Consider the following 12,594-nt stretch of genomic DNA (forward strand, 5'->3'; position numbering starts at 1 on the left):
GTTAATTATTTATAATGATGTAATGGTTATAAGTTAGAATCTTGGTTGAATAGTGTAATCATATCCTCTCCACGGTGCCTGCACATAAGGAAAAGCTGGTTTAAAAGTGGTATCATTTTTAGTGGGGCCTGCAGAAAAACTCAATACATTCACCAGGTTGGTGGTTACCGGGCTGCTGCCATCTAATTTATAATCATCATACCATAAACCAATTGCTGCCAATGCCACACCGCTTACGGCCTGCAGTTCAATAGTAGTTACATCATCTTCCAGTCTTCTGCCATTAGGAAAACCATCCATATTGGGAATGAACTGAATGGCTGTGCTGCCATTGTAGGCAGGATCAGTTAAACCTAACACCGCTGCATTTACAATACCCAGGCTGCTGAATTTTGCATCATTACGCGGAGTAGGAGGAACGGCCATGTTTAGACGAAGCATATCTCCCAATGTGGGTAAAAAGTTATTGATAAAAGGTTTACCTGCAGAAAGTGGCCCGCCGGTTTTACCTGTTGCCAGTTGATAAGGCGCAAGGTTAGGAACACCGGTATAAAATATCGGTAAAATATCCACTGCTCTCGGGCTTTTATTATCCGGTAATAAGATTGAACCAAAAACTGCTTCATCCAATGCAGTGCCTTTTACTGCAGCAGATCCTTTTAAAGAATATAATCCTGCTTTGCCATTCCTGAAATCATAGGCACCTAAAGCGTGATTCTGAATTCTTAATGCATTCAGTGATGGAACGGCACCACCAAATTGAGAATCGTCCATGTATAACGCCAACTCAGGATTCATAAAGTAGGAAGCAAATTGCAGGTCGTTTGCAGGATTAGTAGCATTCCATTTATCTTTCATGCCAACAGGAATAACGGCTTCGTTGGTTAATGGCATACCTAAACGGGAAACCTGTATCCAGTTACCTGAATAAGCTACCGTACCGGTACCCGGGTTGATCGTTTTAATTTGCTGCCTGCTGGCACTTGCCCATACACCAATTACAAAATCACCATCTAAAATGCTGGTGGCCTGTGATACTGCTTTACCATCTTTCTGCAATAAATTGATGGGTATTTTTAAAGCGATACTGTGTACATTATATCTTGATAAACCATCTTTAGGTGCATTGGTAGGGTTGCCTTGCGGACGGAAATTACCGGCATCAAATGCACCGGCCAGGTCTACAAAAAAAGGATCATCAACTGGGCCGCAAAAAACTTTTTCACCGCTGGTAGCTGTTGCAATGGCACCGGTGATCAGTGCATCATAATTAGCAACGCCTAAACCAACCGGTGTACTTTGTATTGAACGTGGGCCGATATTAGCAGGAGGTACCACGCCATTGGTAACCACCGTTGTAAATGCACCACCATTCACACTCTTTTCGCAGATGTAGGTGGTCTTGATATTTTGTGCCCCCAAACGAATGTTGAAGAATGTGGTAGGGTCCTGGTTGGTTTGTGAAAAAGTGAAACGATATACTATATCATCGGCCGTGGTGGTGGTTTTGTTTTTGATATGAATTTCGTAACGGATATTAGTTCCGAATGTATAATAATTTGGTCCGCCTTCGGGTAACTGAAACGGAATATAGTTGGCAATGATAGTAACTGTATTCGGATCATCCGGGCTGCGGAATGCATATACGTCGGTATTATCACACAAGGGGTCGTTACTGATCAACGGCGCTTCCCTGTGGCTTGATGCATTGGTTACTATACTGCCCGTAAGCAAAGCCAGCATCAGCACCAATTGCTTTGTTTTAAAAAATGTTCTTTTCATCTTTGTAAATTTTAGTTGTAATTATTTAGTTGAAGGAGCGTTAAAATCAAATAGCAGCGAAAGGCGTATGGTATTTTTTAAAGCATTATTGTTGGTATTATTGCCTGTTGGTACCAGGTAAGAAAAATTTAATCCTGCTACTTTGTACATTACGCCGGCGCCTACTGTAAAATAATTCCTGTTGCCTTTTAATTTATTCTCGGTAAAATATCCTGCACGTACACTAAATTGATCGTGGTAAGTATATTCAGTACCAAGGCCCAGTTGAAATTCTTTGATCTCTTCGCTAAAGCCACCCGGTGCATCGCCAAATGAACTGAACCAGCTGCCCACTACGCCTTTATTTTCATAGGCCATTACTTTAGCAGGATCAGAAGGATCGGGAGGAGTGGGGACCATCAATTTATTCAGGTCTAGCGCAAAAGAAATTTTATTATCGTCATCAATTTTTTTATTGTACGCCGCACCCAGTGCAAGGTTAGCAGGTATATAACTGTCTGTGCCGCCATAATTTATTTTACTGCCCAGGTTAGTTAATGCTGCACCAAAATTCCAGCCTTTCTTATTCATGTAAAAAGCAGAAAGATCGGCTGCCACGGCACTGCCCGATTTATAATTACTGTTTACAGAACTGTTGGCCAGTTTGCTGTTGATGTACCTTAAAGAAAGGCCTACACCTAATTTATCCGATAGTTTTCTTGAATAACCTGCTTCCAGGGCAAGGTCCTGTGGTTTGTAGGTACTCACTTCCTGGCCGATATTATCGGTTAAAGTAAATGTGCCTAAACTGAAATTGCGAAAGCCAAAACTGATCGCTTCTTTCTCATTCAGTTTATAAAAACCGGATAAGGAGATCTGGTACAGGTTTTTTACATCCAGCTCACTCAGCCAGGGGGTGTAATTGAGGCCTACACCGTATTTGGCATCATTGAATACAGTTTTACTGCCATTGTAAAACATCGAATTAACATCGGGGCTTGTTGCCACCCCAACATCACCCATGCCGCCGGTACGGGCATCAGCTGCCAGTCTTAAAAAAGGTACCGCGGTGGTAATGGGATTTTCTTTCCCGGATTGTGCAAGGGATGCTTCTCCAAACATCAGCAGCAGTAAAACCGGAAGAATGATTTTAGTGAATTTTGAAATCATGTGTCGTAGTGTTTTTATTTTTTTCGGAAAGTGAAACAGGTTGTTTCATGGGTTACTTACGGGGAATGTTGTTAAATGGTTTTAACTTTTTTACAAACCACCTGTTTAAATAATTATACAGGAATGAAAACACTATCATTATTATCTATAATTTTGTTTTTATTATTCACTATTCATTACTTAATTATTAATTCTTTCTCATGGCCTATTGGTTAGTAAAATCAGAACCTTCCGTTTACAGCTGGGACCAGTTTGTAACAGACAAACAAACTTTCTGGAGTGGTGTACGCAATTATGCAGCCCGTATTAATTTAAGGGCCATGAAAAAAGGAGATGAAGTATTATACTATCATAGCAATGAAGGGGTGGAAATTGTAGGCATCGCTAAAGTGATCAGGGAAGCTTACCAGGACCCGACAACTGATGATGACAGATGGGTGGCCGTGGATCTGAAACCGGTAAAAAAATTAAAGAAACCTGTTCCGCTCGACATTATAAAAAAAGAAAAACTACTTGCTACTATGGACCTTGTAAGATTAGGCAGGTTGAGTGTGCAAACAGTTAAGCCCGAAGAGTGGGCGATCGTAATGAAGCTGGCCGGCGAGTAATGCCCCCTAACCCCCTGAAGGGGGAATATGGACGCTGCAAATCTGTGTAATCTGTGGCGCTTTTTCGTTTTAACATTTTAGTTGGGTTACTTATTAATTGATTTCAGCATTATGAAATGGATGCATCCTGTATTCTATTCTTAATTCAAAAAATCAATTTTTATGTTTATTAATGTAAGACCTTTTTACAAGGGTGTAATCCTATTGCTTGTACTGGCCTCATGTCACCAGGCTTATCAGAGATCCGGATCACCTGAGATGGAAAAATTAAGCAGAACAATTAATTCTATAGCTGATTCAGCAGGAGTTTCTGAAATTGGTAAAGTAAATGATGAAGAACAATTCAACACCGAACAATACGGCAATATTGTAGAGAATAATTTTTTAGCTGCCAGTCAAAATCCGCTTTCCACATTTTCAATTGATGTAGATGAAGCTGCTTACAGTAATGTGCGGCGCTTTATTCAAAATGGTACCTTGCCTCCCAAAGGCGCTGTACGACTGGAAGAAATGATCAACTATTTTGATTATGATTATACGCCCCCGCAAAATGATGATCCCTTTGCAGTACATACAGAAATAGCAGCCTGCCCATGGAATGAAAAACACCGGTTAGTACATATTGGTTTAAAGGGAAAAGAAATAGCTACTGAAAAATTACCCCCTGCCAATCTTGTTTTTTTAGTGGATGTTTCCGGCTCTATGGATCAACCCGATAAATTGCCCTTAGTACAATCGTCAATGAAATTATTAACAGATCAGTTAAGGGAAAACGATAAAGTAGCGATTGTTGTTTATGCAGGTGCTGCAGGTTTGGTATTGCCTTCCACTTCAGGCTACAACAAAACAAAAATTAAAGAAGCGATCGATAACTTGCAGGCTGGTGGTGCTACAGCTGGTGCAGCAGGCATCAAGCTGGCTTATAAAATTGCAAAGGAAAATTTTTCTGCAAATGGCAATAACAGGGTGATATTAGCTACCGATGGAGATTTTAATGTAGGCACCAGCAGCGATGATGAGCTGGTGAATTTAATTGAAGAAGAAAGAAAGAGCAATATCTTTTTAACCGTGCTGGGATTTGGTACCGGCAATTACCAGGATAATAAAATGCAGCAACTGGCAGATAAGGGAAATGGTAATCATGCTTATATTGATAACCTGGCTGAAGCCAAAAAAGTTTTGGTAAAAGAATTTGGCAGCACTTTATTTACCATTGCAAAAGATGTTAAGATACAGGTAGAATTTAATCCGGCAAAAGTACAATCCTATCGCCTGATCGGTTACGAAAACAGGATGCTGCAAAAAGAAGACTTTAATGATGATAAAAAAGATGCCGGTGAATTGGGGGCCGGCCATACCGTAACGGCATTGTATGAAATAATTCCTGTAGGAGTGAATGATGAATTTACCGGCAAGGCAGATGCACTGAAATACCAAACCACTCCCGTAACCAACAATGATTTTACCAACGAAATGCTTACTATCAAACTGCGGTATAAAAAACCAGACGGCAATGAAAGTAAATTAATTGTTCAACCTGTATTGGATGAAAATATAAGCTTGGAAAAATCTTCAGATAATTTTCGTTTTTCTGCTGCCGTGGCTTCATTTGGAATGTTATTGCGCAATTCTGCCTATAAACAAAATACCAGTTACGAAGACGTGATTGCATTGGCAACAAATGCAAAAGGAAAAGATGTAAATGGTTACCGCGCCGAATTCATTAATCTTGCGGAAACAGCAGCAGCATTGCCTGTAGCAAAAAAATAAACCCAACGATTGCCTGCCATTATTTTCAAAACAATTTTATTGCACAGATAAAAAATTAAAGTAGCCAAAAACCAACGATAATGAGTCAGACAAATTAAATTTGTGAAAATTTATTTCGTCTGTGGCAACATCCAAAAAACATATCGTAGTACTTTCCGGCGCAGGCATCAGCGCCGAAAGTGGTTTAAAAACTTTTCGTGATAGTGATGGCTTATGGATGGGCTATAATGTGGAAGATGTAGCCACACCCCGGGCATTTAAAAAAGATCCGCAACTGGTATTAAATTTTTATAACGAAAGAAGAAGGGATGTGGCAGCAGCACAGCCTAATGCCGCACACAAAGGATTAGCCGAATTAGAAAAAGATTTTAACGTTACTATCATCACACAAAATATTGATGACCTGCACGAACGTGGCGGCAGTACCAACGTATTGCACCTGCACGGGCAAATTTTTCAAATGCGTAGCGTGGCAGATGTAAGTACCATTTATGAAATAAGAAATGATATCAATGTGGGCGACCTGGCACCGGACGGTTTTCAGCTTCGCCCCAATATTGTGTGGTTTGAAGAAGCCGTACCCATGATGGAAGAAGCCGCTGCATTATTACACAACTGCGATTATTTTGTAGTGGTGGGTACATCGTTACAGGTTTACCCGGCTGCATCTTTATTGCATTATGCACCGCCGTTTTTACCCAAGTTTATCGTCGATAAAAAAATACCTTCGGTCAGTAATTATCCAAATCTTCATTTAATTGAAAAGCCTGCCACAGAAGGGGTGGAGGAGTTGAGGAAATTATTGCTCACTACAAATTAGTCACAGTCTCAGTAAATTTAATATCCATCAGTTCCAGTTCCTTCAACACCGGCTCATAAATTTCTTTTGCAGTGGGTATTTGTAAACCGGTAAGCGTTATGGTACCGTTTAATATCAGTTTTGCGGCAATACCCAATGGCAGGCCTACTGTTTTAGCCATCGCTGTTCGTAAACTATCTGTGCCCTCTACACGCAACCAACTCTGTACTTTATACTTTGTAGCTTGCATTTGATACTCTATCTCGTGCAACATCACAATCATATCTTTATCCTGCGGCTGCATGGCCAGTTTGCTTTCGGCCACAAACTGTAAAATATCGGCAGAGCATTGTGCCGCTTTGGGTAATTTGTTGTTAGAGTTAAGCCCTAAAAAATTAAACTGGCTTAAAATTTCCTGGTGGTAATCTTCATGCACATACAGGTCCACATACTCCTCCAGTGTCATTTCGCTGTCTTCCACTAAATACAATTTCCTCTCCAGCCAATCTGCAAAGGTTTCGCAATCCATAATATTATCATAGTCTTCAGTATCTGTTAAACCAAGGTTTACAATATAATCCCAGCCACGGCAAAATGCAGGATAACGTAAGGTGGTTCTTATAAAAGTTTCCGCATTTTCTAATGTATAGGTAGGCATGTAGCTTAACGAATCCCTGTTAGGGTACCAGGCCAGTGTACCTAATTCCGGAAAGGCTACCAGTTCGCAATTTTCAAAAACTGTTTGATATTCTTCTTCAATTATTTCCCCGTTCTCTTTATACACGGCTCCTGCGCTTCCGGCTAAAATAATATTACGTGGGTTCCAGCTGATCTTATAATGCCAGGGATTGTTATCACTCACCGGTGCAATTAAACCACCGCAATGGCTTTTAAAAGAACTTATCGCCCCGCCTTTTGATTTTATGGCATCAATCATCTTCATGGCACTCATGTGGTCAATGCCGGGGTCTAATCCCATTTCGCAAAGAAAAAGGATACCCTTATTATCGATTTCGGATTGCAGATTCCGGATCTGATCGTCTACGTAAGAGGCTGTCAGTAGATTTTTGCTGTAGGTCACACAATCCTGCGCCACTAAAAAATGCAGGGCAGGCGGCATCATGGAAATTACAATATCGGCTCTTTGTACCAGTTCGGCTCTTTGCTCCCCTTTGGTTATATCAATCTGCACGGCTTCTGCCAAAGGCGAATTATTGGTTTTGGCCAGCACCTGGTTTTTATCTGCATCTGCAATAATAATTTTCCAGTTGCCGGATGGTGCCTGTTGTAATAAATAGTCGATTAAAACAGTGGCTGATTTGCCGGCACCAAAGAGTAGTAGAGTTTTCAAGGGTAAAATTTATTTAAGCATAGCATCAGCTAGTGCAGGGTCAATAATAAACGCATTCTTTTTAAATAAAGTGTTTGCCACCTCGCCATTTTTTTATTTGTAAAACCACAACGGGATTTTAAGCCTGAACGTTTACAAAATTACACAATTCGGGTTAATAAAGTACTATCCTTAATCTTGTCCACAGCCCGTAAATAAATGTGTAAAACTAAGCCGGTAAAACCCCGTTTTTTAGGCGGAAAAACGCCTGAAAATCGTTACTTTCGCCAACTAAGAAACAGGACAAAAATTATATGGAAAATAACGAAGAATTAAAAGACGGAAACCTCAACAACCGGGGCAAAATTATACCGGTAAATATTGAGGAACAAATGAAGACTTCTTACATCGATTACAGCATGAGTGTAATTGTTGGCCGGGCCCTGCCGGATGTAAGAGATGGATTTAAACCCGTTCACCGCCGTGTTTTATATGGTATGAGCGAACTGGGTAACTACAGCAACAAGCCTTATAAAAAATCGGCCCGTATTGTGGGTGAGGTAATGGGTAAGTATCACCCACACGGTGATGCTTCTATTTATGATACCATGGTGCGTATGGCGCAGGAATGGAATATGCGCTACACACTGGTTGACGGGCAGGGAAACTTTGGTAGCCAGGATGGAGATCCGCCGGCTGCTATGCGTTATACCGAGGTGCGTATGCAAAAGCTGGCCGAAGCCATGCTGGATGATATTGAAAAAGAAACCGTGGATTTTCAGCTGAACTTTGATGATTCGCTGAAAGAACCCACCGTACTGCCTACAAGAATTCCGCAATTACTGGTAAACGGTGCCAGCGGTATTGCCGTAGGTATGGCTACCAACATGATGCCCCATAATTTAAGTGAGGTAATTGATGCCTGTGTGGCCTATATTGATGATAAAGAAATTTCTATTGACGACCTTACCAAACACGTAAAAGGCCCCGATTTTCCAACCGGTGGTATCATTTATGGTTTTGAAGGTGTAAAAGCTGCTTTACACACCGGCCGCGGCAGGGTGGTACTGAGAGGAAGGGTAAATGTTGAAACCGGTAAAAACGGAAGGGAAAAGATCGTTATTTACGAAACACCTTACCAGGTAAACAGGGATCAGCTTACCTCCAAGATAGGCGAACTGATCAACGAAAAATTAATTGAAGGCATCAGCGATGTTAATAACGAGAGTAATAAGGAAGGTACAAGGGTAGTAGTGGAACTGAAAAAAGATGTGGTGGCACAGGTGGTCATCAACCAGCTGTACAAACAAACCGACCTGCAGACGTCTTACGGTATCAACAACGTAGCCATTGTAAAAGGAAGGCCAAAGATCCTCAACCTTAAAGACCTGATAAGAGAATTCATCGAGTTCAGGCATGAAGTGGTTATCCGCAGAACGAGATACGAACTACGTAAGGCTGAAGAAAGAGCACATATTTTAGAAGGCTATATCATTGCTTTGGATAACCTGGATGCAGTGATCAAACTCATCAGGGAATCATCTACCCCCAATATTGCACAGGAAGGACTGATGGGTAATTTTGGTATGAGTGAAATTCAGGCCAAAGCCGTACTGGAACTGCGTTTACAACGCCTTACCGGTATGGAGATTGATAAGATACGTGAAGAGCATGCTGAAATTATGAAGCTGATTGAAAGGTTGAAAGAGATTTTAGCAACCGAAAGTTTACGCTTCCAGATCATTAAAGATGAGCTGGCAGAGATAAAAGAAAAATATGGCGACGAACGCCGTACCGAGATCACTTACCTGGATGATGAGATCAGCATGCTGGATCTTATTGAAGAAGAAGATGTGGTGGTTACCATTTCTCACCTGGGGTATATCAAAAGAACTTCGGCTACCGAATACCGTCAGCAGCGCCGCGGCGGCCGTGGCGCCAAAGGCAGCAGTACCAGGCAGGAAGATTATATTGAACATCTTTTTGTAGCCAGTACGCACCACACTTTATTATTCTTTACCGAAAAAGGAAAATGCTTCTGGTTGCCGGTATACCAGATTCCTGAAGGCGATAAAACCAGCAAGGGAAGGGCAATACAAAACCTGGTACAGATTCCGCCGGATGATAAGGTAAGAGCCATTATTGATGTTAAGGATTTTAAAGACGAAGAATACCTGAAGAGCCACTATATAGTTTTGTGTACCAAAAAGGGTATCATCAAAAAGACCGACCTGGAAGACTTCAGTCGTCCACGCCAGAGCGGTATTAACGCTATAAATATTTTAGAAGGCGACCAGTTACTGGCAGCAAGGTTAACCGATGGTAATTGCGAAATAATGATGGCTGTAAAAAGCGGCCGTGCCATTCGTTTCCCCGAAGAGAAAGTACGCAGCACAGGCCGCGGCGGTATTGGTGTAGCGGGCATTGAAGTAGATGATGAAAACGACGAAGTGGTTGGGCTGGTTTGTGTAAACCGTGAGGATAAGAGCAAAACCATTTTGGTGGTAAGCGAAAAAGGCTATGGCAAACGTACGCCGTTAGACGATGCAGAAACCGGCGAAGCCAATTACAGGATCACCAACCGTGGGGGTAAAGGGGTGAAGACGATTAATGTAACACCAAAGACCGGCGGACTGGTGGGATTGCTGGACGTGACTGAAAAAGAAGACCTGATGATCACCTGTGTAAGCGGCGTTACCATACGCATGAGCGTGGCCAGCGTAAGCGAACAGGGCAGGGCAACACAGGGGGTAAAACTGATAAGGGTGGATGAAGATGATGCCATTGCAGCTATTACCCAACTGGACGAAAAGGAAGAAGAAACAGAAGGAGCGATTGAAGGCGAAATTACTGATGTGGCTGCAGAAGGAATAGCACCTGATACCGCTGCAGATATACCCGAAACGCCAGAAGATAATACAACAGAATCAACTGATAATCAGTAAATGAACAAATTTACCGGATATAAAAAGTCAATACTTGTAAGTATTGGCTTTTTGTTTTTAATACCCTGGCTGAAAGCCCAGGAGCCCGCCTATGCCCGGCAGCTTTTTAAGCAGAACAGCCTGGTGGCAGCAAAGGAATCGGTAGATAGTTTTCTGCAGCAGAACAGCAGCAGTGCCGAAGCCTGGTTGCTGAAAGCGCAGGTATACAATGCCATTACCAGCGATCTTTTTTTGAAAGACCTGGTGGCCGACGGCCGCATGGATGCTTTGCAGGCTTTGCAGAAAGCCATGCAATTAAATAAACCCTACACCGAAAAGGAGTTGAGTGCTGACAATTACAAACTGGCTTTTGAACTATACAATGGCTACAACGACGAAGCTGTGGCCTATTTTAATGCCGGCGCCGAACGTAATGATAAGGCCAGCTATGCCGCAGCTTTAACCCGGTTTAAAAAAGCCGCTGCTGTAATGCAATTTATTGCCGCACATATTTGGGTAGAAAGCCCGGATGTGCGTAACCTGTTGTACTCGGCCAAGGCCGCCATAGCTGCCGGCAAGGAAGATGACGCTATGTATTTTGCCAAAAAAATGGCCGACCAGCATATTTCCGGCTATCCTTACGGTGATGGTGAGCCGGTGTATAAATGGTTCCTGTATCATTTACGCTTAAAAAAAGATGATGAAGGAATGCATAAATATTATGGTACAATGGAGTTGCTATACCCGTCGTCAGATTATTATATGCTCAATCTTATTGATTACTACCGCGATAAAAATGATATTGTAGCCATGATAGTGCAATACTATAAGCTGTTTAGTACGAATGCCCATTACGGTAAGCCCGTGAACCGCCTGCTTTTAATTAAAGACCTGTACAATTACTTATATACAAGCCCTGAAAAGAACCCGCCTTTTATTGATGCCAGGGATCATAACTGGGGAATTGTAACTGCAAAAAGGCTGAAGGATACTTTGTATAGTGAACTGGTAAGGTTTTACAAAACTGCCGACACCGTTGCCGAAGCAAAACTTTTGCTGGGTAAGTTTTATATTAACCAGGCCGTGGATAATGAAAAGGCGGGCAAAAAAACTGCTGCAGCCAATAACTTAAAGCAATCCAATATTTATTTGCAAGAGCTGGTGAACCAGCAGCCTGCCGTAAAAGATAAAAAAATGTATAAAGAGGCGCTGGCCCTGCTGCTAACTAATTACAAAATACTGGGGATGCCAAAGGAAATGAAGAAGTATGCCGCTTTACAAAAGCGTGCCGGCAAATAAAAAATACCTGTGCTTAAATTATTTACAATACCCGTGGCCGTTCTTTTAATACATGGGAAGGATACACTATATCGTGGTATTTGGCAACCTCACACACATCACGTTCTGTTTTTAAACTGCACTTTGCCATCAGCCGGTAATTGCCATTTGCCCAATCGTCAATTTCCAGGTGAGTGATCACTGCTTCTGTTTTATGAGAAATAGGTTTACCAATAAGCTTATCGGTATAATACGCCAACAGGTAATTTGCGTCTGCAAAATTGTAAAATTCCATGGTTTAAGGCTTGAACTTTAGGGGTTTGTTAAAAATAAGGATAAAATTTAAAAAAAGGAGAAGTTTCTTTATTGAATATGAGGGTTTTAACAAATAAATTACCCATCACCATATAAAAAGTAAACCCAAGTGAAAAGTAAAAAATAAGAGGGGGAAGGGATGAAGATCCGGCCCCCGGTAGCTTAGTTTATTCCAAATTTCTCATGAAAAAACCGGTATAAAAATACCGGTATGTTTATTGGAGATGTTGTATTAAAACACAAATTATTTACATAATTCACACTCAGGTACATAAAAAAAGGGCAACCTTTCCCGGGTTGCCCGCTAAACTAATATGAGAAAAAACTATCCCCCTATAAAAATAGGGATAGCAGAACAGCAAGTTAGCATATTAAACAACCTGCTAAAAACGGTTAACTATTAAATAACTAATGTAAACAGCGGCACATGGCCGGCATAAAAAAGGGCTGGCTAAAAGCCAACCCCACGAGCCTTATCTCAGACTGTTGTCTGCGGATACCCACTGACAAAATCAAATATATAGTTTTTAGATATGAAAACCTGTAGAATGAGTGTAGAATAAAATATAAAAAAAGATAATTCAGATAACATTGTTTTATACAACAATAAAATGCAGCAGGGCTATTTTTTACAATGAT

Annotated in this window: 9 protein-coding genes; 5 read left to right on the forward strand and 4 right to left on the reverse strand. The window is 41.3% G+C overall.

Features of this window, described 5'->3' with window-relative positions; genetic code table 11:
- Nucleotides 1-33 precede the first annotated feature (33 nt).
- Nucleotides 34-1,782, reverse strand: a complete 1,749-nt coding sequence (locus ACYVM0_RS03315) for a DUF4331 domain-containing protein (RefSeq protein WP_460552423.1) — start codon at nt 1,780-1,782, stop codon at nt 34-36.
- Nucleotides 1,783-1,803: 21 nt separating this feature from the next.
- Nucleotides 1,804-2,931: a type IX secretion system outer membrane channel protein PorV gene (porV, locus tag ACYVM0_RS03320; protein WP_460552426.1), complete on the reverse strand. Its 1,128-nt coding sequence runs from the start codon at nt 2,929-2,931 to the stop codon at nt 1,804-1,806.
- Nucleotides 2,932-3,131: 200 nt separating this feature from the next.
- Here porV and ACYVM0_RS03325 point away from each other — a divergent pair, with 200 nt between their 5' ends.
- From ACYVM0_RS03325 to ACYVM0_RS03335, 3 genes are all read left to right on the forward strand, one after another.
- A complete protein-coding gene (locus tag ACYVM0_RS03325) occupies nt 3,132-3,539 on the forward strand; it encodes an EVE domain-containing protein (protein WP_460552429.1) in 408 nt (135 codons plus the stop codon).
- Nucleotides 3,540-3,797: 258 nt separating this feature from the next.
- On the forward strand, nt 3,798-5,309 hold the full coding sequence (locus ACYVM0_RS03330; protein WP_460552432.1) for a vWA domain-containing protein: 1,512 nt from the start codon (nt 3,798-3,800) through the stop codon (nt 5,307-5,309).
- A 121-nt stretch (nt 5,310-5,430) separates the two neighbouring features.
- Nucleotides 5,431-6,129 (forward strand): SIR2 family NAD-dependent protein deacylase, encoded by a 699-nt coding sequence (locus tag ACYVM0_RS03335; RefSeq protein ID WP_460552435.1) that lies wholly within the window; start codon nt 5,431-5,433, stop codon nt 6,127-6,129.
- Here the strand turns inward: ACYVM0_RS03335 and ACYVM0_RS03340 are convergent.
- A complete protein-coding gene (locus tag ACYVM0_RS03340; protein ID WP_460552438.1) occupies nt 6,119-7,459 on the reverse strand; it encodes a saccharopine dehydrogenase family in 1,341 nt (446 codons plus the stop codon). The genes ACYVM0_RS03335 and ACYVM0_RS03340 overlap by 11 nt on opposite strands.
- A gap of 293 nt (nt 7,460-7,752) precedes the next feature.
- Between ACYVM0_RS03340 and gyrA the strand changes: the two genes are divergently transcribed.
- Nucleotides 7,753-10,383 (forward strand): DNA gyrase subunit A, encoded by a 2,631-nt coding sequence (gene gyrA / locus ACYVM0_RS03345; RefSeq protein ID WP_460552441.1) that lies wholly within the window; start codon nt 7,753-7,755, stop codon nt 10,381-10,383.
- On the forward strand, nt 10,384-11,661 hold the full coding sequence (locus tag ACYVM0_RS03350) for a hypothetical protein (protein ID WP_460552444.1): 1,278 nt from the start codon (nt 10,384-10,386) through the stop codon (nt 11,659-11,661).
- A gap of 22 nt (nt 11,662-11,683) precedes the next feature.
- On the opposite strand, the gene ACYVM0_RS03355 is transcribed toward ACYVM0_RS03350, so the two are convergent.
- Nucleotides 11,684-11,935: a hypothetical protein gene (locus ACYVM0_RS03355; protein WP_460552447.1), complete on the reverse strand. Its 252-nt coding sequence runs from the start codon at nt 11,933-11,935 to the stop codon at nt 11,684-11,686.
- Between the last annotated feature and the right edge of the window lie 659 nt (nt 11,936-12,594).

This window comes from Ferruginibacter profundus (assembly GCF_054783275.1).

Excerpts from the sequence above, each read along its gene's own strand:
- ACYVM0_RS03315 (WP_460552423.1), bottom strand. The coding sequence starts at position 1,782 with ATGAAAAGAACATTTTTTAAAACAAAGCAATTGGTGCTGATGCTGGCT.
- porV (WP_460552426.1), bottom strand. The coding sequence starts at position 2,931 with ATGATTTCAAAATTCACTAAAATCATTCTTCCGGTTTTACTGCTGCTG.
- ACYVM0_RS03325 (WP_460552429.1), top strand. The coding sequence starts at position 3,132 with ATGGCCTATTGGTTAGTAAAATCAGAACCTTCCGTTTACAGCTGGGAC.
- ACYVM0_RS03330 (WP_460552432.1), top strand. The coding sequence starts at position 3,798 with ATGGAAAAATTAAGCAGAACAATTAATTCTATAGCTGATTCAGCAGGA.
- gyrA (WP_460552441.1), top strand. The coding sequence starts at position 7,753 with ATGGAAAATAACGAAGAATTAAAAGACGGAAACCTCAACAACCGGGGC.
- ACYVM0_RS03350 (WP_460552444.1), top strand. The coding sequence starts at position 10,384 with ATGAACAAATTTACCGGATATAAAAAGTCAATACTTGTAAGTATTGGC.
- ACYVM0_RS03355 (WP_460552447.1), bottom strand. The coding sequence starts at position 11,935 with ATGGAATTTTACAATTTTGCAGACGCAAATTACCTGTTGGCGTATTAT.